Here is a 19,061-nt window from a genome sequence, read left to right as displayed (position 1 = left end):
TCAGGGCGTTCAGCCCTCGACGATTTCCATCGTGTGCGTGATCTCGGCGGTCTTGGCCAGCATGATCGAGGCCGAGCAGTACTTGTCGTGCGACAGCGTGATCGCGCGCTCCACCGTGGTCGGGTTCAGGTTGCGGCCCGTCACCGTGAAGTGGAAGTTGATGCGCGTGAAGACCTTCGGGTCCTCGTTGGCGCGCTCGGCTTCGAGCTTTACCGTGCAGCCGCGCACGTCCTGGCGGCCACGCTTGAGGATCAGCACCACGTCATAGGCCGTGCAGCCGCCGGTGCCGAGCAGCACCATCTCCATGGGACGCGGCGCCAGGTTGTTGCCACCGCCATCGGGCGCGCCGTCCATCGCCACGATATGGCCGCTGCCGGTCTGGGCCACGAAGCTCATGCCTTCCGGGCCCATCCATGTCACTTTGCATTCCATTTTGTTCGTTCCTGGGTTTACGAATGTGTTTTCGCGCTCACGTCCGGGCAATCACGAATCTTGCATTTCGTCAGTATATGGCATCGGCGGATGGTGCCAGAGGCGAGGGATTTCCCTTGGGAATCTGAGGGAATCCTCTATTGTGGCGCCGATGACTCAGCATCACATTGAGGCTAAGTCTTTGATTTTTAAGAAAGACAAACATTTGCAAGAGACTATTAAAGCATTGCGCAATGTGCAATTCGATTTCGCACTGCAAATTTTCTTGCGTTGCGACGGCCGCTATGTATAATTCAGTTCATTGAACGACGGCGCATCTGGCGCGCCAGAGTGCGAAAGCGAAAGCCCTCCGCACCGCCCGCCGCCCCGTCGATCTACCAGTGTCTCCTCCACCCTCCTCCTTTGGTGGATTCAAACCCAAGTCCAAACCGACTTGGGTTTTTTTTCGTCCACTTTTGTCCACATTTCGTCCCCGGCTTCCATGTGATGCAGGGGGCTTGACGAAAAGCCACGACTTTGCTTGTGCGCCATCGCATTCCCCGAGTATAATCGCAGGCTTTTCCGGTCATTGCCCCCGGAAAAGGAATCAGGGAGAGCCTGCAAACACAAGCAGGAAGGTCAGGTCCCAAGGGCCGGCCGAACGACAGGACGCTAAAACGGCGACCGTCACATCGGGCAGTATTCAATAGTCAGGAAAAATCATGAAGACCTTTTCCGCCAAGCCTCATGAGGTAAAGCGCGACTGGTACGTGATTGACGCGACGGACAAGGTCCTCGGCCGTGTTGCCAGCGAAGTGGCACGCCGACTGCGCGGCAAGCACAAGCCGGAATTCACTCCGCACGTCGACACGGGCGATTACATCGTCATCGTCAACGCAGCCAAGCTGCGTGTCACGGGTACCAAGGAAACGGACAAGAAGTACTATCGCCATTCGGGTTACCCGGGCGGTATCTACGAAACGACGTTCGGCAAGATGCAGCAGCGTTTCCCGGGCCGCGCCCTGGAAAAAGCTGTCAAGGGCATGCTGCCGAAGGGTCCGCTGGGCTATGCAATGATCAAGAAGCTGAAGGTTTACGCCGAAGCCGATCATCCGCATGAGGCACAGCAACCCAAGACGCTCGACATCTAAGGAGGCCAATCCATGATCGGTAACTGGAATTACGGTACTGGCCGCCGCAAGAGCGCTGTGGCTCGTGTCTTCATCAAGTCGGGCAAGGGTGAAATCGTCGTCAACGGCAAGCCCATCAACGAGTACTTCGCTCGCGAAACCTCGCTGATGATCGTGCGTCAGCCGCTGGAACTGACCACCCACGCCGAAACGTTCGACATCAAGGTCAACGTGACCGGCGGTGGCGAAACGGGCCAGGCTGGCGCAGTGCGCCACGGCATCACCCGCGCCCTGATCGACTACGACGCCACGCTGAAGCCGACGCTGTCGAAGGCTGGTTTCGTCACGCGCGATGCACGTGAAGTGGAACGTAAGAAGGTCGGTCTGCACAAGGCACGTCGCCGGAAGCAGTTCTCGAAGCGCTGATGCGCTTTCGCAGGTCCGCCCTGGCGGATCTGTCGAATCCGGAAAAACCGCACGCTCTGTCGTGCGGTTTTTTTTCGTCTGCGTGGTGCAGAAATCACCACTTTTTTGGCGAAGGTGTCTCAGATGTCATACATTGATCGGCACAATGGCGGCTCGGAGATACAATCACGGGCCTGCGAATGAGAGGACGAACGATGGTGTCATGGGCCTGAAGTACCGGCCACTGCGACCGCGCCGGGGATTGCGCGCTTCGCGGGCCGTGATTCGTGTGCATCGGCCGTGGCGTGTGTGGATCTGGGCGCTGGTGCTGGCGATCGGGCTGGGACTCGCCGTGGCCTGGGCCATCGATGCCGGCCATGCCATGCGTCAACCTGCCGCGCCTACGGATACGGCACTCGTGGCGGCCAATGCCGCGTTGCGTGTGCAACTGGCCGAGGTGACCGCCGAGCGCGACCAACTGCTTACCAGCGCGAACACCCCGGAGGCCTGTCTCGAGATGGCCCGCGCCGAGCGCGAGCGTCTGGTGCAGCAACTGAAGTCGGCAGAGGCCGAGGTAAGCCAGCTCAAGGAAGACCTTGGGTTCTTCGAGGCGCTGCTGCCGGCCACCGGCGATACGTCTGGCATCCACGTGCGCAGTTTCCGCGTGGTCATCGACGAAGCACAGCCCCAGGCCGTGCACTATCGCCTGCTCGTGATGCAGGGCGGTTCGAAGGCATTTGTCGAGCAGCCCGAATTCAAGGGTGATCTACAATTCACAATTTCAGCGGTCCGGGCTGGGCAGCCGTTAACCATGACACTGCCGAATCCGAAAGAGGCGCCGTTACCGGCGGTGCGCCTCACGCATTACCAGCGTATCGAGGGCGACCTGGCGATTCCCAAGGGCGCCGAGGTACGTGCCGTATCGGTCCGTATCGTGCAGAACGGACAGGTCCGCGCGGCGCAGTCGGCAACGCCGTAGGACCCGAACAAGGAGAGGGATCATGTTGTTTTCGAAGAAGAAAGGCCTGTCGATCGACACCCTGATCGGCCAGGACGCCACCATCGAGGGCGATGTCACGTTCGCGGGCGGCCTGCGCCTGGATGGCCGCGTGCGCGGCAACGTGCTGGCATCGGACGCGCAGCGCAGCATGCTCGTCATCAGCGAGAAGGGCGCAGTCGAGGGCGAAGTGCGCGTCGGGCACCTGATCCTCAACGGCACTGTGACCGGCCCGGTGAGCGCCAGCGAACTGCTCGAACTGCAGCCCCATGCGCGCGTCTACGGCGAAGTGCATTATGCGGCGCTGGAAATGCACCAGGGCGCCATCGTCGAAGGCCGTCTCGTGCCAATCGGGCAGGGCGAGGTGCGCGCCTTGCCGAACCATGTGCCGGCCGCCGAGGTCAATCAAGAGACGCCAGTGGAATCGAACACGTCCGAAACCGAGGCCGAAGAGGTGTCGGCCAAGGCCACACCCGAGAACGCAGGCGCCGCGGCCTGATTGTTTGTCGATGGATGTGACGTGAACGCCTAGAAGCCCTTGAAATTTAATGGGTTCGGCACGATTTCGAAGTAGCGCTTAGAATACGGCGTATCTAAATAGGAGAATCCCCATGAACGCAGTCGCTGAGGCACCCGTAACCGAGGACGTGCCGGCACCGTTCGTCTTTACCGACAGCGCCGCCGACAAGGTCAAGCAGTTGATCGAGGAAGAGGGCAATGCCGAGCTGAAGCTGCGCGTGTTCGTGCAGGGCGGCGGCTGCTCTGGCTTCCAGTACGGCTTCACGTTTGACGAAGACGTCAACGAAGACGACACCACGATGGTCAAGAACGGCGTCATGCTGCTGATCGACTCGATGAGCTACCAGTACCTGGTGGGCGCCGAGATCGACTACAAGGAAGACATCAACGGCGCGCAGTTCGTGATCAAGAACCCGAATGCCTCGACCACTTGCGGTTGCGGCTCGTCGTTCTCGGCCTGATCCCGGTTTCGGTCGATAAAAAAGCGCACTTCGGTGCGCTTTTTTGTTGCCTGTCGATTCCTGGCAATCAACGCGCGACCTCAACGCGGCGACCTCAACGCGGATAGATCGCCCCAAGCACGCGCGGGCCGGCCGCGCCGGTAACCGTGGGCACGTTGCCGGGCGCGCGCCGCACACATTGCCGCGCCAGCCAGGCGAAGGCGAGTGCCTCCACCTCCAGGACCGGCACGCCGAAATCATCGGTCGTCTGCACGGCCACGCCCGGAAGCAGCCGCGCGAGTTCAGCCATCACATAGCCATTGCGGGCGCCGCCGCCGCAGACGATGAGCCGGCGCGCATCGGCGGCATGCGTCTGCACGTCGCGCGCGATGGCGGTGGCCGTCAGCGTCGCCAGCGTGGCCTGCACGTCGGCGGCGGGCGGCTGCCGGTCGCCGCGCGTGGCCAGCAGCGCCTGCAGCCAGCCCGGGTGGAACAGATCGCGCCCGGTGCTCTTGGGCGGCGGCGCGCTGAAATAGGACTCGGTCAGGCACTGCGCCAGCAGCGCCGCATCCACCGTGCCGCTCGCGGCCCAGGCGCCATTGTCGTCGTAGGGCAGGCCGCGATGGCGGTGAATCCAGTCGTCGAGCAGCGCGTTGCCGGGGCCGCAGTCGAACCCGGTGACCGGGCGACCGCTGGCCGTTGCCGGCAGGATGCTGATATTGGAGATGCCGCCGATGTTGCAGACCACGCGGGTCTCGTCCGGCGCGCCGAACAGCGCCGCGTGCACAGCGGGCACGAGGGGCGCGCCCTGGCCGCCGGCCGCCACGTCGCGGCTGCGGAAGTCGGCGATCACGTCGATGCCGGTCAACTCGGCCAGCAGCGCCGGATGCTGACTCTGCCGCGTGTAGCCGGTGCCGTCATAAAGACCGGGGCGATGGCGGATGGTCTGGCCGTGCGCGCCGATGGCCGCGACCGATGCCGGGCGGGCATCGGCGAGCCGCAGCAGCGTCGCCACGCACTCGGCATAGACGCTGGCGAGCGCGTTGGCGGCCAGCGCCTCGCGATGGATCTCATCGTCGCCCGGCTGCTGCAAGGCGCCGAACGCCTCGCGCAACGGCTGGGGAAAGGGGGTGTGCGCCGCCGCCAGCACGACGGGGTGCGCGCCGGAAAAATCGACGAGCACGCCATCCGCGCCATCCATGCTGGTGCCCGACATCAGGCCGATAAATCGCTCGCTGCTTGCCGGGGGCACGGGCATGGTCAGTTGCTGGCGGTCAGGACGTTGTAGGTGCGCAGCATGTTGATGCGGCTCAACATCGCGCTGGTATAGGTCAGGAACTGCGTGCGCGACTTGCCGGTCAGCGCCGGCGCTTCCATCAGCGTGATGGTGAGCGGGTTCTGCGGCACGTCGTTGAAGCGGAATTCGTAGTGCAGGTGCGGCCCGGTGGCCCAGCCGGTGGCGCCGACATAGCCGATCACCTGGCCCTGGCTCACGTGCTGGCCCTGGCGCAGCCCGGCAAAGCCGGACAGGTGGGCGTAGTACGTCGAGTACCCGCCCGCGTGCTGGAGCACCACGATGTTGCCGTAGCCGTTCTGCTGGCCGACGAAGTCCACCGTGGCATCGCCGGTGGCGATGACCTTGGTGCCCTGCGGCGCGGCGAAGTCCACACCCTTGTGCTGCGCCCACTGGTGGTGGAGCGGATGGTCACGCCCGCCGAAGCCCGACGATACGCGCGAGAACTCCACCGGCGAACGCAGGAACGGCCGCTTCATGGTGCGACCGTCGAACGTGTAGTAGGCGCCGGCTTCACCTTCTTCCGGGGCGTACCAGAGCGCCTGATGCAATGTGTTGCGATTGATCAGCTCCACGGCCACCACGCGGCCGTTGCGCACGAAGGCGCCGTCGCGGAAACCGGCCTCGTAGACGATGCGGAAGCGGTCGCCCTTGGCGATGTCGTGGTGGAAGTCGATCACGCCCGAGAAGATCGAGATCATCTTCTGGACGATGTCGTCCGGCACGTTGGCGCTGTCCATCGACTTGAAGAAGCCGCCGGCCTCGATCCCGCCGGAAGCCATCTCGTAGTGCACGTCGTTGTCCACGGACTGGACGCGCGCCTTGTAGGTGTAGTCGCCGCCCTCGGCCTTCGGCGCCACGCGCTCGATCACGAGTTCGCGCGAGGCGGCGGCGTCGCCGCCCAGGTTGGCCTGGAGCGACACCAGCAGGTTGTGGTCGTCGATCTCGGCCTGCACGGCCTGGCCGGCGTCGAGGTTGAGCAGCCCACGCGCGGTGGCGTTCTTGAGGATGAACGCCTGGGCGTCGGGATCCTCCACGCCCAGCCGGCGCAGCAGCGTGGCCAGGGTGTCGCTGCGCTGCATGCGGTCCTCGCGCACATAGCGGCTTTCGGGATCGCTCTCGGTGAGCTGTTCGAGCTGGGTGCGCAGGTCGGGCAGGCGAATGGCCTCCCGCACCTTCGGCGCCTGGGGGTCGTCATAGGCATTGCGCGGGGCGACGCCCATCGCGGCAGCCATGCCGAGCGTGAAAACGGTGCCGACAGCAACGGTGAGTTGCTTCCGGCGCCGGGCATGCTGGGGGTTGGTCGGGTCGACAAGCACCACCAGCTCGCGCGCGAAAACTTCGCGGAGACTGGACCACATCACGTAAAATTCAACCTTGATTCCGGGCTCCGCTGCCGCGACGATGTGTCTTCGTCTGCCTTCCTCCCCCGAGGTTGCGGCGCGGGCCAATGTTTGTCAGCCGCCTACAATGGCGGTTGCCGCCGGGCTGCCCCGGCAGACGCAAAGCGCGAATTATACCAGAACGACACCGGCTGTCCGTCGGCGATTCCTTAATTATTTCAACGACTTATCTCATGTCTGAAGTGACCCCGGCCGCCGCGGCCAAATATCCACTTACGCCGTCGGTGATGCAGGCCCTGGAGATCACCAAGCGTGGCTGCGACGAGCTGTTGATCGAAGCCGAGTGGCTCCAGAAGCTCGCCCGCAGCGAAGCCACCGGGGTGCCACTCCGCATCAAGCTGGGCCTGGACCCCACCGCGCCGGACATCCACCTGGGTCACACCGTGGTGCTGAACAAGCTGCGCCAGCTCCAGGACCTTGGCCACCAGGTGATCTTCCTGATCGGGGATTTCACCTCCACGATCGGCGATCCGTCCGGCCGCAATGCCACCCGGCCGCCGCTTACCCGGGAGCAGATCGAGGCCAACGCCCAGACCTACTACCGCCAGGCCAGCCTGGTGCTCGACCCCGCCCGGACCGAAATCCGCTACAACAGCGAGTGGAGCGACCCGCTCGGCGCGCGCGGCATGATCCAGCTGGCGGCCAAGTACACCGTCGCCCGGATGATGGAGCGCGACGACTTCACCAAACGGTTCCGGTCTGGGATTCCGATTTCGGTCCATGAGTTCCTTTATCCGCTCATGCAGGGCTACGATTCCGTGGCGCTCAAGGCCGATATCGAGCTGGGCGGCACCGACCAGAAGTTCAACCTGCTGGTGGGCCGTGAGCTGCAGAAGGAATACGGCCAGGAGCCGCAGTGCATCCTGACCATGCCGCTGCTGGTGGGGCTGGACGGCGTCGAGAAGATGTCGAAGTCGAAAAACAACTACATCGGCGTGGCCGAGGCCCCGAACGACATGTTCGGCAAGCTGATGAGCATCTCGGACGACCTGATGTGGCAGTACTTCACGCTGCTGTCGTTCCGGCCGATGAGCGAGATCGACCTGATGAAGCAGGAGATCGCGCTGGGCCGCAACCCGCGCGAATGCAAGGTGGCGCTGGCGCAGGAGATCGTCACGCGCTTCCACAGCGCGGCCGATGCCGAGAAGGCGCTCGAGGACTTCAACCACCGCGCGCGCGGCGGCGTGCCGGACGACATCCCGGCGGTGACGCTGGAAGGCGCGCCGCTGGGCATCGCCCAACTGCTGAAGCAGGCCAACCTGGTGCCGTCCACCTCGGAAGCCAACCGCAATATCGAGCAGGGCGGCGTCAAGATCGACGGCTCCGTGGTCGGCGACAAGTCCACAAAGGTGGCCGCCGGCACCTATGTGGTCCAGGTGGGCAAGCGCCGCTTCGCGCGCGTGACCCTGGTGTAAGGCGCGATGATCGCCCTGATCCAGCGCGTGGCGCAGGCCCGCGTGACCGTGGCGGGCCGCACCACCGGCGAGATCGGCGCCGGGCTGCTGGCGCTGGTCTGCGCCGAGCGCGGCGACACCGAGGCCCAGGCCGAGCGCCTGCTGGCCAAGCTGCTCGCCTACCGCGTGTTTTCAGACGCCGAGGGGAAGATGAACCTGCCGGTGCAGAACATGGACGGGCAGGGCAAGGCGGGCGGGCTGCTGGTGGTGTCGCAGTTCACGCTTGCCGCCGATACCAACAGCGGCACGCGGCCGAGCTTTACGCCGGCGGCGTCGCCCGAGGATGGTCGGCGATTGTATGAACATTTCGTGGCCCGCGCGCGCGCCGCGCATCCGTCGGTGGAAACCGGCGAGTTTGGCGCGATGATGCAGGTCAGCCTCGTCAATGACGGCCCCGTGACGTTCTGGCTGCGCGTGCCGCCGGCCGGCACGGCGTGACACATCCAAGGAGATCCTCATGAAACTCTGGAGCAAGGCATTTGCTGACAACGCGCCCATTCCGGGCGAGTTTGCGTTCTGCGTGCCCGATGCCGCCAATCATGTGGCGCTGTCGAGCAATCGCAATCCGGACCTGCATTGGGACGGTTTCCCCGCCGAGACGCGTTCGTTCGTGCTGGTCGCCCATGATCCCGATGTGCCGAGCGTGGGCGACGACGTGAACCAGGCCGACCGCGAAGTGCCGGCCACGCTGCCGCGCGCGGACTTCTTCCACTGGGTGCTGGTGGACATACCGCCGGGCCTGAACACGATCTCGGCCGGCACGCACAGCGACGGCGTGATCGCGCGCGGCAAGCCGGGCCCGGACACGCTGGTCGGCACGGCCGTGGCCGGCGGCCTGCGCCACGGCACCAACGACTACACGGCGTGGTTTTCCGGCGACGAGGACATGAAGGGCCACTACTTCGGCTACGACGGTCCCTGCCCGCCCTGGAACGACGCGCTGGTGCACCGCTACGTGTTCACGGTCTACGCGCTCGATATCGAACGCCTGCCCGTGGAAGGCCATTTCACTGGCGCCGATGTGCGCCAGGCCATCCAGGGCCACGTGCTGGCCGAAGCCTCGCTCACCGGCACCTACACGCTCAATCCGAAACTGATCCGGTAATCATCCGCACGCCGGGCGCAGACCCGGCGCGCAACCGTCGCCCCCAAGGAACCGGCATGTCGCAAAGCTCCGGGCCGCAGTCGCTGGCCTACACCCACCTGATCGTGATCCGTCATGGCGAGACGGCCTGGAACCGCGCGCGGCGCCTGCAGGGCCAGCTCGATATCCCGCTGAACGAGGTGGGCCGCGCCCAGGCGGCCGCGCTGGCCGAGGCGCTGGCCGGCGAGCCGATCGACGCCATCTATTCGAGCGACCTGGGCCGCGCCATGGAAACCGCCATGCCGCTGGCCGAGACGCTGGGTCTGCAAGTGCGGCCCGACGCCCGCCTGCGCGAGCGCTGCTACGGCGACCTGGAAGGCATGACCTATGCCGAAGTGGCCGAGCAGCGCCCCGAGGACTTCGCGCGCTGGCAGGCCCGCGTGCCGGACTACGCGCCGCCCGAGGGCGAGTCGCTGCTGGAGTTCCACGAGCGCGCGGTCGAGGCCGCGCTGGCGCTGTCGCGCCGGCATCCGGGCGAGCGCATCGCGCTGGTGGCGCACGGCGGCGTGCTCGACTGCCTGTATCGCGAGGCCACCGGCATGACGCTCGAGGCGCCGCGCCAGCACGAACTGCTGAACGCCAGCGTCAACCGCCTGCGCAGCGACAGCGCGCACCTGACCCTGCTGCAATGGGGCGATGTGAGCCACCTGGAGGCGCTGGCGCTCGACGAAGTCGACAAGCGCGTGCCCTAGCCGCGCGTCCGGGGGCCCACCCCGGAAGGCTCAGACCTTGAGCCGGAACGGCGTGAAGTTGGTGTGCCGGTCGAACCAGTCCTCGTTCTCGGCCCGCTTCAGGAAGCCCACCACCTTGTAGGTGACCGGCGTCATGACCACTTCCCAGGCCGTCTTCAGCACGTACTGGGCCACGGCCACCTGGATCACCTTCTCCAGCGGCCAGATGCCATAGAAGGCAATCACGTAGAACAGCGAGGAATCGACCAGTTCCCCGGCCAGCGTGGAGCCGATGGTGCGCGTCCACAGCCAGCGCCCGCCGCTCCACAGCTTCATCTTCGCCAGCACGTAGCTGTTGGTGAAGCTGCCGCAGCAGAACGCGATCAGCGACCCCAGCGCGATCCGCCACGTGTTGCCGAACACATCCTCCAGGCTCTTCTGGTAGTCCGCCATGAACGGCGCCACCGGCATCTTCAGCACCACCAGGCTCATGAACGTGGCGAAGGCCAGCGCGGTGAAGCCGGCCCAGACCACGCGGCGGTCGCGGCCATAGCCGTAGACCTCGGTCAGCACGTCGCCAAAAATGTACGAAATCGGGAAGAACAGCACGCCGGCGCCGAAGGTGACCGGGCCGATCACGGGTAGCGTGACCTGCGCCGCCTTGGCCGCGCCGATCAGGTTGGAGCAGAGCAGCACCGTGACGAAGGCCACCATGACCAAGTCGTAGTAGCGGTAGACGCGACCGGTGTGCGCGGCATCGACGGCAGGGAGGGGCGTGGCGTGAGACTCGGGCGAGGACAGGGGCGGGGGCATGGGCGGGAGCGCTTCCGGTGCGGGGGTTCGCGCGATTATGCCAGCGCGGCGCCACCCGTGTCGGCATGCCGGCCCCGCCGGGCCCGCAAAAGAAAACTCCCGGCCGGAGCCGGGAGCCAACACACCCTGGAGGATGGGAAAACCAGGTCGATCAGAGCGACAGCTTGCTGATCTTGGAGCCGTCGATCGAGGCATCGAACATCAGCCCCGCGTTGGTCTGCACGAAGCCGATCACCGGCTGCTGGCCCGTGACGGTATCCAGCTTGCCGTTCGCGCCGATCTTGGCCAGCGCCACGCTGCCGTCCACGCCGGCCGTCCAGCCGCTGGACTGCACGAACTTGTTGTAGGCCTCGGGCGTCATGAACATCAAGATCACCGCTTTCGACTGGCCGCCGGCGGTGAAGCCGAACGAGGCCGAGATCGTGCGGTAGTAGCCCACCGTGGCGCCCTTCGAGCGCAGCGCGCCGTCGCCGTACTCGCCGGCCACGACCAGCCCGCCGCCGATCACGCGCGGGAACACCAGAATGCCCTGGGAACGGTTGGCCAGCTCGCGCGAGCCGTCCACCGAGGCGTAGAGCCGGTTCAGCGCGCCGTCCACGCCGGCGTCGATTTCCTGTTTCTTGGCGGCGGCGTCCTCGGGCGTCTTGGGACCCGTGGTGGTGCAGCCCGCGGCAAAGGCCGTGGCCACGAGCAGGCCCGATCCGGTCACCCGCGTCACGAAATGGCGTCGATTCATATGCAACCTCCTGATGGGGATAAGTACTGCATTCGACTCTTTCCGGTGGTTCGGACCGGACTTCAGCCGGCGTTAGGCGACTTCACGGTGATGGCGACCACCTCACGCACGACGATCTTCGCCATCTGGCCCTGCTTGATCTTGGTGAGGTCGATGTTCGGGTCACGGACCTTGACCGTGCGCAGCGTCTCGCGCGGGCCACGGAAGGTCACGGTGCGATTGGCGGTATCGATCTTGGTGATCTGCGCCGTGATGGTGGTGGTGATCTCGCGCATCACGCCGGGCTTGCCGCCCTCGGCCGCGCGCGAGGTGCGCTCCACCTGCTCCACCAGCGGGGTGTCCTTGCTGTCGAGCGGCTCCAGCGCCGCCACCACGGCCGCCGCGCGCGTCAGCGTGACGATGTCACCCCTGCGCACGTTGCCGATATTCTTGGCCTCGTCGCCGCCCACGATCTCGACGATATTGCCCTTCGGCCCCTGCACGAGCACGGCCTTCGAGTTGACATCGACATCGACGACCTTGCCGCTGATAACGGCTTCCTCGGCGATGCCGACCGGCGCAGGCGTCTTCTGCGCATGCACGGCGCCAGCGGCCAGGAGCAGGCTGGCAAGCAAGGCAAGGGTCGGGATGGGTCGCTGGATCATGGCTCTGAGTCCTTTCTGGCGCAATGGGCGCTGTAAGTGGAAACTGATGGAGCCATTGTGGACAACCGGCCATAAGCGGGCAATCCACTTCGAAAAAATTTGGAGCGGTGCGCGAAAACGTTTAACTGGCGGGGGCGGGCTGCAATGCGCGGTCGTTGCGCACTGCAGCAGGCCGGATTCGGCCGATTTTGTCTGGGGAGAGGCTTAGGGGACGCTTAGAGGACGCTTAGGGGACGCTCAGGGCGTCTCAAGCAGATCGCTGCCGGAGTCGTCCTGCGGCGTGGCGAGCCCGAAATGCCGGTACGCCGCCGCCGTCGCCACCCGTCCGCGCGGTGTGCGCTGCAGATAACCCTGCTGGATCAGGTAGGGCTCCAGCACGTCCTCGATGGTGTCGCGCTCTTCGCCAATGGCCGCCGCCAGGTTGTCCACGCCCACCGGGCCGCCGCCGAACTTGTGCAGGACGGCTTCCAGCAGCTTGCGGTCCATCAGGTCGAAGCCGACGCGGTCCACGTCGAGCATCGCCAGCGCGGCATCGGCGGTCTCGCGGCTGATCGTGCCGTCGCCCTTCACCTCGGCGTAATCGCGCACGCGTCGCAGCAGCCGGTTGGCGATACGGGGCGTGCCGCGCGCCCGGCGGGCTATCTCGAGCGCACCCAGGGGCTCGATCACCGCGTTGAGCAACTGGGCCGAGCGTGTGACGATGCGCGCCAGTTCCTCGGCCGTATAGAACTCCAGCCGCGCCACGATGCCGAAGCGGTCGCGCAGCGGGTTGGTCAGCATGCCGGCGCGCGTGGTGGCACCCACCAGCGTGAACGGCTGCAGATCCAGCTTGACCGAGCGGGCCGCCGGGCCTTCGCCGATCATGATGTCGATCTGGTAGTCCTCGAGCGCCGGGTACAGGATTTCCTCGACGACCGGCGAGAGCCGGTGGATTTCGTCGATGAACAGCACGTCGTTGGCTTCGAGGTTGGTCAGCAGCGCGGCCAGGTCGCCCGGGCGCTCGAGCACCGGCCCGGAGGTCTGGCGCAGGCTCACACCCATCTCGCGCGCGATGATGTGGGCCAGCGTGGTCTTGCCGAGGCCCGGCGGGCCGAACAGCAGCACGTGGTCCAGCGCCTCGCGGCGGTTGCGGGCCGCGTGCATGAAGATGTCGAGCTGGCCACGGATCTTTTCCTGGCCGACGTACTCGTCCAGCAGCTTGGGCCGCAGGGCGCGCTCGAAGGCCTCCTCGCGGGCGGAGGCGGGGGTGGCCGAGATAACCCGTTCGGGCTGGCGCTCGGCGCCGGTGAGCTTGTCGGTTTCGATCATGGCGGTGGAATGCGGGACAGCCGTCATTCTACGCCGGCTGCCTCTCGCGCTAGCCCTTCGCTAGCCCTTCGAGAGCGACTTCAGCGCCAGCTTGATGCCGTCGGACACACCCGTACCGGCCGGCACCTGCTTGATGGCCAGCGCGGCCTCTTTCTCGGAGTAGCCCAGCGCCAGCAGGGCGTTGAGCACGTCCACGGCGCTGTCGGCGACGGGCGTGGCGCCCGGCGCGTGGCCCAGTTCGGCCCCCAGCTTGCCCTTGAGTTCCAGCAGCAGCCGCTCGGCGGTTTTCTTGCCGATGCCTGGAATCCGCGTCAGCCGGCCTGCCTCCTGCAGTGTGACGACCTGCGCCAGTTCGCTCACGGACAGCCCCGACAGCACGGCCAGCGCCATGCGTGCGCCGATGCCGGTGATCTTGATCAACTCGCGGAACGTGTTGCGCTCGGACGCCGAGCCGAAGCCGTAGAGCAGGTTGGCATCCTCGCGCACGATCTGCTGCGTCAGCAGCGTCACCGGCTGGCCCACGGCGGGCAGGTTGTAGAACGTGCTCATCGGCACGTCGATCTCATAGCCCACGCCGTGGCAGTCGACCAACAGGTGCGGGGGATTCTTCTCAAGCAGGGTGCCGGCAATGCGACCGATCATGGTGGGCAGGGTGGGGTGACGAAATTGCCGGCAAGTGTAGCGCGTGCGGGTGGCGCGCTGGCGGTTATCGCTGCGGGTTATCGCTCCGGTGCGCTGTCCACGGCGCGGCGGCCCAGCGCCGGGTCGTCGGTGAAGACGCCATCCACGCCGGCGGCCAGGAAGGCCTGGATCTCGCGCACCAGGCCGTTGGGGCTGCGCGTGGCGTCATCGCCGGCCACCCGGAACGGCTTCGGCAGGAAGCTGTTCTCGGGCCGGAACGTGTACGGGTGGACCGTCAGCCCGGCCGCGTGGGCGTTGGTCACCAGCGCGGTAGGGGCGGCCAGGGCGCCCTGGGCGTCGCGCGGCACCACGTTGCTTTTCTCGGGGCCGATGCCGTTGGCATAGGTCGCCACTTCGCGCAGGCCCAGCGGCGTGAGCATCTCGGCGTAGTTGCGCGTGTCGCCGGCCAGGCGCCAGTCGGCGGGGCGGCTGGACGGGCTGCCAATCAACTGCACGATCTTCACGTTCGGCATCGAGGTGCCCAGCAGCCGCTTCATCGTGCGCAACGGGCCCACTTCGAACGACTGGACGAAGACCGGCGCGCTGCGGGCGTAGGCGTTGGCCTGCAGCGCGGCGGCGACTTTCTCCTCGAGCGGCAGGCCGATACCCCGGAAGTAGCTCGGGTGCTTCAGCTCGGGGTAGATCCCCACCGGGCGGCCGCGCTTGATGGCCGCCTGCGAGGCCAGCCGCAGGATTTCGTCGAAAGTGGGAATCTCGAACTGGTCGTTCAGCTTGGCGTTGAGCGGGCGCAGCTTGGGAATGCGCTCGCGGGCGCGCAGCGTCTTCAGCTCTGCCAGCGTGAAGTCCTCGGTGAACCAGCCGGTCAGGCGTTCCCCGTCGATGACCTTGATGCGCTTGCGGTCGGCAAACTCCGCCACTTCGGCCACATTGGTGGTGCCGGTGATGTCGTTCTCGTGGCGGGCGACCAGCACGCCGTCGCGGGTCATGACGAGGTCCGGCTCGATCACGTCGGCGCCGTCCTCGATGGCCTTGGCGTAGGACGCCAGCGTGTGCTCCGGGCGCAGCGCGCTGGCGCCGCGATGGGCGATGACCAGCGCCTTTGGGGCCGGCGGCGCGGCCGGGGCGGGCGCCGGGACCGCCGCGGTGGAGGCTGCCGCTTTGTCCTTATGTGCGTGGTGCGGCGGCGTGGCGCAGCCCGCAATCAGCGTGGCAGTGGCAAAGGCAAGGGTCAGGCGGGGAAGGAAGGACATCGCGCGGCGTTCATGGGATGGGGCGGAACGCCGATTGTACGAGCAGAGGCCGGAGTTGGCCTGTCCGGCGCCGGACTACCCGACCAGGCGCCCGCGCCGTACGCGCAGCCCCTTGCGGGCCAGGTCGGGCGCCATGCCGGCCAGCGTGCCGAGGGTATCGCCGCCGTTGGCATGGCAGATGGCCACGCCGAGCGCATCGGCCGCATCGGAACTCGGCCTGCCGGACAGCGCCAGCAGCCGCATCACCATCTCCTGCACCTGTTCCTTGTTGGCCCGGCCATAGCCGACCACGGCCACCTTCAACTGGAGCGCGGTGTACTCGAACACGGGCAGGCCATGGCCGACAAGGCCGCAGATGGCGGCCCCGCGCGCCTGGCCGAGCATCAGCGTGGACTGCGGATTGACGTTGACGAAGACCTTCTCGATGGCCGCGCAGTCGGGCGCATAGGTGCGGGCGACTTCGGAGATGCCGTCGTAAAGGGTCTTGAGCCGCTCCGGGAGGCTGGAATTCCCGTCGCTCTTGATGGTGCCGGAGGCCACGTAGGCCAGCTTGTTGCCGTGTTTTTCCAACACGCCAAAGCCGGTGGTGCGGAGGCCGGGATCGATGCCGAGGATGCGCATGGTGTTGTTTGGGCTTCGTTCGTCGTGGTGCTTTGCTAGACCACCCCTCTCCCCAACCCTCTCCCACTGAGGGGAGAGGGAGCAAACCTCGTGGCACCGAAATACCGCTTGGGCCTGCCTTCTCCCCTCTCCCTCCGGGAGAGGGGCCGGGGGAGAGGGCCGGCGCCTCAGTATGCGCCGCCGCGTCTCAATGCCGGAAGTGGCGCGTGCCGGTCAGCACCATGGCGATGTTGCGCTCGTCGGCGGCGGCGATCACCTCGTCGTCGCGCATCGAGCCGCCCGGCTGGATCACGCAGGTTGCGCCCGCGTCCACCACCACGTCCAGGCCGTCACGGAACGGGAAGAAGGCGTCGCTGGCCACGGCGGAGCCCGCCAGGGTCAGGCCGGCGTTCTGCGCCTTGATGCTGGCGATGCGGGCGGAATCCACGCGGCTCATCTGGCCCGCGCCCACGCCCAGCGTCATGCCGCCGCCGCAGAACACGATGGCGTTCGACTTCACGAACTTGGCCACGCGCCAGGCGAACATCAGATCGTCCATTTCCTTCGGAGTGGGGTGGCGGCGCGTCACCACGCGCAGCTCGGACGGCTGCACGTTGCGCGCATCGGGGCCCTGCACCAGCAGGCCGCCGCCCACGCGCTTGAGGTCGTATTGGTTCACGCCCTTGCCCAGCGGAATCTCCAGCAGACGCACGTTCTGCTTGGCCGCGAACACGTTGCGGGCCGCCGTGCTGAACGACGGGGCGATCAGCACTTCCACGAACTGCTTCGCCACGGCCTGCGCGGCGGCTTCGTCCAGTTCCACATTGAAGGCGATGATGCCGCCGAAGGCCGAGGTCGAGTCGGTCTTGAAGGCCTTGTCGTAGGCTTCCAGCGCGTTCACGCCTACGGCCACGCCACACGGGTTGGCGTGCTTGATGATCACGCAGGCGGCGCCGTTGGCGGCATCGAACGACTTCACGCACTCCCACGCGGCGTCCGCGTCGGCGATGTTGTTGTACGACAGCTCCTTGCCCTGCAGCTGCACGTAGTTGGCCAGCGCGCCGTCCACGGCCTTCAGGTCGCGGTAGAAGGCAGCCGACTGGTGCGGGTTCTCGCCGTAGCGCATCTCCTGCACCTTCTCGAAGGCCAGGTTCAGCGTCTTCGGATAGGCGCTGCGGGCCTGGTGCGACTTGTCGGCGCCGAGGCTGGTCAGGTAGTTTGTGATCGCGCCGTCATATTGGGCGGTATGCGCGAAGACCTTGGTGGCCAGGCGGAAGTTGGTGTCGTAGCCGACGCTGTTGGCGTTGGCGCGCATCTCGTCCAGCACCACGGCGTAGTCGGCCGGGTCCACGATCACGGTCACGTCGCGGTGGTTCTTGGCCGCCGAGCGCAGCATGGTCGGGCCGCCGATGTCGATGTTCTCGATGGCGTCCGGCAGCGTGCAGTCATCCTTGGCCACGGTCTGCTGGAACGGGTACAGATTCACCACCAGCAGGTCGATGGTGGGAATCTGGTGCTCGGCCAGCGCGGCCATGTGCTCGGGCAGGTCGCGGCGAGCCAGGATGCCGCCGTGCACCTTCGGGTGCAGCGTCTTCACGCGGCCGTCCAGCATTTCCGGAAAGCCGGTGTAGTCGGCCACCTCCGTCACGGGCAGGCCGGCGTCGGCCAGCAGCTTGGCGGTGCCGCCGGTGGAAAGCAGCACCACGCCGAGCGCGTTCAGGTCGCGCGCGAAATCGACGATGCCGGTCTTGTCGGAAACGGAGAGAAGGGCTTGCTTGATCATGGCTTGGGGGAACGCTTCAAAGTAAACCGTGTTGCTGCAGCTTCTTGCGCAGCGTGTTGCGATTGATGCCGAGATAGGCGGCCGCCAGCGACTGGTTGCGCTCTGCGCGCGCCATCACGGCTTCCAGCAGGGGCCGTTCCACGGCCTCCAGCACCATGTTGTACATATTGGACGGCTCTTCGCCGTCCAGGTCGCGAAAGTAGGTATCCAGGCTGTCCCGGATGCATTGATCGATGGCGTTGCGGCTCATGCGGCAAGCAATTCCTTGTTCTTGTTGTTGTCGGCGTTCTTATCTTGGCCTTCGGCCGTGGCGTCGCCGTCTTCCACATAGACCAGGCGGTCGGAAATCGCCGCCTGCTCGTCGAAGAAGGCGTTCACGGCCTCCAGCTGCGCCGTGGTGGACTCCAGCGTGTTCATCCGATGCCGGAACAGGTTCGCGCCCTTGAGGCCGCGCGTGTACCAGGCAATGTGCTTGCGCGCGGTGCGCACGCCGGTGAACTCGCCGTAAAACGCGTAGTGGTCGGCCAGGTGATGGTTCATGATCGCGCGGATCTCGGCCACCTCGGGCGACGGCAGCATCTCGCCCGTCGCCAGGAAGTGTTCGATCTCGCGGAACAGCCACGGCCGGCCCTGCGCCGCGCGGCCGATCATGATCGCGTCCGCGCCGGTGGCGGCCAGCACCTCGCGCGCCTTCTGCGGCGACGTGATGTCGCCGTTGGCCACCACGGGAATCCGGATCGACTGTTTGACCGCCGCAATCGTCTCGTACTCGGCCTCGCCGTGGTACAGGTCCGCGCGGGTGCGCCCGTGGATCGTCAGCATGCTGATGCCGGCGTCTTCCACCAGGCGCGCCACGCGCAGCGCGTTCTTGTGCTCGCGGTCCCAGCCGGTGCGGATCTTCAGCGTCACGGGCACGCGGTCGCCCACGGCACCCACCACGGCCTCGACGATGCGCACCACCAGCGGCTCGTTCTGCAGCAGCGCCGACCCGGCCGCCACGTTGCAGACCTTCTTGGCCGGGCAGCCCATATTGATGTCGATGATCTGCGCGCCCCGGTCCACGTTGTAGCGGGCCGCCTCGGCCATCATCCCCGGCTCGGCGCCGGCAATCTGCACCGAGATCGGCTCGACCTCGCCCGCGTGGTTGGCGCGGCGCATGGTCTTCTCGCTCTTCCAGAGCTGGGCGTTGGACGCCACCATCTCGGACACCGCGTAGCCCGCACCCAGCTGCTTGCACAGCTGGCGGAACGGCCGGTCCGTCACCCCGGCCATGGGGGCGACGAACAGGTTGTTGCGAAGACGATGCGGACCGATCTGCACGATAGGAATAGCGAATGGAACAGGCGCACGTGACGGTTTTGCGTCACATGGCGCGTTCGGTAAACGGGTACTGGGGGAAGGCGCGAGGGCGGGATTT

The 19,061-nt window shown here is 66.2% G+C and carries 22 protein-coding genes; 9 read left to right on the top strand and 13 right to left on the bottom strand.

Going from position 1 to position 19,061, the window contains the following annotated elements; translation table 11 throughout:
* Positions 1-9 precede the first annotated feature (9 nt).
* Positions 10-432 (bottom strand): OsmC family protein, encoded by a 423-nt coding sequence (locus AC1DP9_RS15775; RefSeq protein ID WP_092291881.1) that lies wholly within the window; start codon positions 430-432, stop codon positions 10-12.
* A 701-nt stretch (positions 433-1,133) separates the two neighbouring features.
* Here AC1DP9_RS15775 and rplM point away from each other — a divergent pair.
* The 5 genes from rplM to erpA all read left to right on the top strand — a co-directional run bounded on the left by rplM (position 1,134) and on the right by erpA (position 3,923).
* Positions 1,134-1,562, top strand: coding sequence for a 50S ribosomal protein L13 (rplM, locus tag AC1DP9_RS15770; RefSeq protein WP_092291883.1), 429 nt, complete (start codon positions 1,134-1,136; stop codon positions 1,560-1,562).
* Positions 1,563-1,574: 12 nt separating this feature from the next.
* A complete protein-coding gene (rpsI, locus tag AC1DP9_RS15765) occupies positions 1,575-1,967 on the top strand; it encodes a 30S ribosomal protein S9 (protein WP_092291885.1) in 393 nt (130 codons plus the stop codon).
* A 202-nt stretch (positions 1,968-2,169) separates the two neighbouring features.
* A complete protein-coding gene (locus AC1DP9_RS15760; RefSeq protein WP_477107856.1) occupies positions 2,170-2,925 on the top strand; it encodes a DUF6776 family protein in 756 nt (251 codons plus the stop codon).
* Between the two features lie 22 nt (positions 2,926-2,947).
* Entirely contained in the window at positions 2,948-3,442 is a 495-nt protein-coding gene (locus AC1DP9_RS15755; protein ID WP_092291889.1) for a bactofilin family protein, read from the top strand.
* Positions 3,443-3,554: 112 nt separating this feature from the next.
* The gene (erpA, locus tag AC1DP9_RS15750) at positions 3,555-3,923 is read left to right on the top strand and encodes an iron-sulfur cluster insertion protein ErpA (RefSeq protein WP_092291891.1); all 369 of its coding nucleotides are present in this window, start codon (positions 3,555-3,557) and stop codon (positions 3,921-3,923) included.
* A gap of 94 nt (positions 3,924-4,017) precedes the next feature.
* Here erpA and AC1DP9_RS15745 read toward each other — a convergent pair whose 3' ends face one another.
* Both AC1DP9_RS15745 and AC1DP9_RS15740 read right to left on the bottom strand, forming a co-directional pair.
* The gene (locus tag AC1DP9_RS15745; RefSeq protein WP_477107855.1) at positions 4,018-5,160 is read right to left on the bottom strand and encodes an anhydro-N-acetylmuramic acid kinase; all 1,143 of its coding nucleotides are present in this window, start codon (positions 5,158-5,160) and stop codon (positions 4,018-4,020) included.
* Positions 5,161-5,162: 2 nt separating this feature from the next.
* Positions 5,163-6,557 (bottom strand): peptidoglycan DD-metalloendopeptidase family protein, encoded by a 1,395-nt coding sequence (locus AC1DP9_RS15740; RefSeq protein WP_477105518.1) that lies wholly within the window; start codon positions 6,555-6,557, stop codon positions 5,163-5,165.
* 215 nt (positions 6,558-6,772) lie between these two features.
* On the opposite strand from AC1DP9_RS15740, the gene tyrS reads away from it, so the two are divergent.
* Genes tyrS through AC1DP9_RS15720 form a run of 4 tightly spaced genes read left to right on the top strand, consistent with a single transcriptional unit; the run spans position 6,773 to position 9,889 of the window.
* Positions 6,773-8,014, top strand: a complete 1,242-nt coding sequence (gene tyrS, locus AC1DP9_RS15735; protein ID WP_092291897.1) for a tyrosine--tRNA ligase — start codon at positions 6,773-6,775, stop codon at positions 8,012-8,014.
* A 6-nt stretch (positions 8,015-8,020) separates the two neighbouring features.
* Positions 8,021-8,491: a D-aminoacyl-tRNA deacylase gene (dtd, locus tag AC1DP9_RS15730; protein ID WP_477107854.1), complete on the top strand. Its 471-nt coding sequence runs from the start codon at positions 8,021-8,023 to the stop codon at positions 8,489-8,491.
* A 19-nt stretch (positions 8,492-8,510) separates the two neighbouring features.
* Positions 8,511-9,158 carry a YbhB/YbcL family Raf kinase inhibitor-like protein gene (locus tag AC1DP9_RS15725; RefSeq protein ID WP_092291901.1) on the top strand — a complete coding sequence of 216 codons (648 nt, stop codon included), beginning with the start codon at positions 8,511-8,513 and terminating at the stop codon, positions 9,156-9,158.
* Between the two features lie 56 nt (positions 9,159-9,214).
* Positions 9,215-9,889 carry a histidine phosphatase family protein gene (locus AC1DP9_RS15720; protein WP_092291903.1) on the top strand — a complete coding sequence of 225 codons (675 nt, stop codon included), beginning with the start codon at positions 9,215-9,217 and terminating at the stop codon, positions 9,887-9,889.
* Between the two features lie 30 nt (positions 9,890-9,919).
* On the opposite strand, the gene AC1DP9_RS15715 is transcribed toward AC1DP9_RS15720, so the two are convergent.
* The 10 genes from AC1DP9_RS15715 to dusB all read right to left on the bottom strand — a co-directional run bounded on the left by AC1DP9_RS15715 (position 9,920) and on the right by dusB (position 18,964).
* Positions 9,920-10,582 (bottom strand): queuosine precursor transporter, encoded by a 663-nt coding sequence (locus tag AC1DP9_RS15715; protein WP_255370731.1) that lies wholly within the window; start codon positions 10,580-10,582, stop codon positions 9,920-9,922.
* A gap of 250 nt (positions 10,583-10,832) precedes the next feature.
* Positions 10,833-11,417: a BPSL1445 family SYLF domain-containing lipoprotein gene (locus AC1DP9_RS15710; RefSeq protein WP_092291905.1), complete on the bottom strand. Its 585-nt coding sequence runs from the start codon at positions 11,415-11,417 to the stop codon at positions 10,833-10,835.
* Positions 11,418-11,479: 62 nt separating this feature from the next.
* The gene (locus AC1DP9_RS15705) at positions 11,480-12,061 is read right to left on the bottom strand and encodes a hypothetical protein (protein WP_477107853.1); all 582 of its coding nucleotides are present in this window, start codon (positions 12,059-12,061) and stop codon (positions 11,480-11,482) included.
* Between the two features lie 237 nt (positions 12,062-12,298).
* Positions 12,299-13,369, bottom strand: coding sequence for a Holliday junction branch migration DNA helicase RuvB (gene ruvB, locus AC1DP9_RS15700; protein ID WP_092292147.1), 1,071 nt, complete (start codon positions 13,367-13,369; stop codon positions 12,299-12,301).
* A 60-nt stretch (positions 13,370-13,429) separates the two neighbouring features.
* Positions 13,430-14,011, bottom strand: coding sequence for a Holliday junction branch migration protein RuvA (gene ruvA, locus AC1DP9_RS15695; protein ID WP_092291909.1), 582 nt, complete (start codon positions 14,009-14,011; stop codon positions 13,430-13,432).
* A 77-nt stretch (positions 14,012-14,088) separates the two neighbouring features.
* Positions 14,089-15,261, bottom strand: a complete 1,173-nt coding sequence (locus tag AC1DP9_RS15690; RefSeq protein ID WP_477107852.1) for a glycerophosphodiester phosphodiesterase — start codon at positions 15,259-15,261, stop codon at positions 14,089-14,091.
* Between the two features lie 75 nt (positions 15,262-15,336).
* Positions 15,337-15,882, bottom strand: coding sequence for a crossover junction endodeoxyribonuclease RuvC (gene ruvC / locus AC1DP9_RS15685; protein ID WP_092291913.1), 546 nt, complete (start codon positions 15,880-15,882; stop codon positions 15,337-15,339).
* A 187-nt stretch (positions 15,883-16,069) separates the two neighbouring features.
* Positions 16,070-17,644: a bifunctional phosphoribosylaminoimidazolecarboxamide formyltransferase/IMP cyclohydrolase gene (gene purH / locus AC1DP9_RS15680; protein WP_092291915.1), complete on the bottom strand. Its 1,575-nt coding sequence runs from the start codon at positions 17,642-17,644 to the stop codon at positions 16,070-16,072.
* A 16-nt stretch (positions 17,645-17,660) separates the two neighbouring features.
* A complete protein-coding gene (locus tag AC1DP9_RS15675; RefSeq protein WP_092291917.1) occupies positions 17,661-17,894 on the bottom strand; it encodes a Fis family transcriptional regulator in 234 nt (77 codons plus the stop codon).
* Positions 17,891-18,964, bottom strand: coding sequence for a tRNA dihydrouridine synthase DusB (gene dusB, locus AC1DP9_RS15670; protein WP_477107851.1), 1,074 nt, complete (start codon positions 18,962-18,964; stop codon positions 17,891-17,893). Before dusB ends, AC1DP9_RS15675 begins: the two co-directional genes overlap by 4 nt.
* Between the last annotated feature and the right edge of the window lie 97 nt (positions 18,965-19,061).

Source organism: Cupriavidus sp. 01L43, assembly GCF_056399925.1.
This window is presented reverse-complemented; position numbering and strand designations above follow the sequence as displayed.

Bases quoted from the DNA above. Each gene is read 5' to 3' on its own strand.
- purH (WP_092291915.1), bottom strand. From the start codon at position 17,644: ATGATCAAGCAAGCCCTTCTCTCCGTTTCCGACAAGACCGGCATCGTC.
- AC1DP9_RS15755 (WP_092291889.1), top strand. From the start codon at position 2,948: ATGTTGTTTTCGAAGAAGAAAGGCCTGTCGATCGACACCCTGATCGGC.
- AC1DP9_RS15690 (WP_477107852.1), bottom strand. From the start codon at position 15,261: ATGTCCTTCCTTCCCCGCCTGACCCTTGCCTTTGCCACTGCCACGCTG.
- AC1DP9_RS15720 (WP_092291903.1), top strand. From the start codon at position 9,215: ATGTCGCAAAGCTCCGGGCCGCAGTCGCTGGCCTACACCCACCTGATC.
- ruvB (WP_092292147.1), bottom strand. From the start codon at position 13,369: ATGATCGAAACCGACAAGCTCACCGGCGCCGAGCGCCAGCCCGAACGG.
- AC1DP9_RS15760 (WP_477107856.1), top strand. From the start codon at position 2,170: ATGGGCCTGAAGTACCGGCCACTGCGACCGCGCCGGGGATTGCGCGCT.
- ruvC (WP_092291913.1), bottom strand. From the start codon at position 15,882: ATGCGCATCCTCGGCATCGATCCCGGCCTCCGCACCACCGGCTTTGGC.
- ruvA (WP_092291909.1), bottom strand. From the start codon at position 14,011: ATGATCGGTCGCATTGCCGGCACCCTGCTTGAGAAGAATCCCCCGCAC.
- AC1DP9_RS15715 (WP_255370731.1), bottom strand. From the start codon at position 10,582: ATGGTGGCCTTCGTCACGGTGCTGCTCTGCTCCAACCTGATCGGCGCG.
- AC1DP9_RS15705 (WP_477107853.1), bottom strand. From the start codon at position 12,061: ATGATCCAGCGACCCATCCCGACCCTTGCCTTGCTTGCCAGCCTGCTC.
- rplM (WP_092291883.1), top strand. From the start codon at position 1,134: ATGAAGACCTTTTCCGCCAAGCCTCATGAGGTAAAGCGCGACTGGTAC.
- AC1DP9_RS15675 (WP_092291917.1), bottom strand. From the start codon at position 17,894: ATGAGCCGCAACGCCATCGATCAATGCATCCGGGACAGCCTGGATACC.
- AC1DP9_RS15745 (WP_477107855.1), bottom strand. From the start codon at position 5,160: ATGCCCGTGCCCCCGGCAAGCAGCGAGCGATTTATCGGCCTGATGTCG.
- AC1DP9_RS15740 (WP_477105518.1), bottom strand. From the start codon at position 6,557: ATGTGGTCCAGTCTCCGCGAAGTTTTCGCGCGCGAGCTGGTGGTGCTT.
- AC1DP9_RS15710 (WP_092291905.1), bottom strand. From the start codon at position 11,417: ATGAATCGACGCCATTTCGTGACGCGGGTGACCGGATCGGGCCTGCTC.
- tyrS (WP_092291897.1), top strand. From the start codon at position 6,773: ATGTCTGAAGTGACCCCGGCCGCCGCGGCCAAATATCCACTTACGCCG.
- rpsI (WP_092291885.1), top strand. From the start codon at position 1,575: ATGATCGGTAACTGGAATTACGGTACTGGCCGCCGCAAGAGCGCTGTG.
- AC1DP9_RS15775 (WP_092291881.1), bottom strand. From the start codon at position 432: ATGGAATGCAAAGTGACATGGATGGGCCCGGAAGGCATGAGCTTCGTG.
- dtd (WP_477107854.1), top strand. From the start codon at position 8,021: ATGATCGCCCTGATCCAGCGCGTGGCGCAGGCCCGCGTGACCGTGGCG.
- AC1DP9_RS15725 (WP_092291901.1), top strand. From the start codon at position 8,511: ATGAAACTCTGGAGCAAGGCATTTGCTGACAACGCGCCCATTCCGGGC.
- erpA (WP_092291891.1), top strand. From the start codon at position 3,555: ATGAACGCAGTCGCTGAGGCACCCGTAACCGAGGACGTGCCGGCACCG.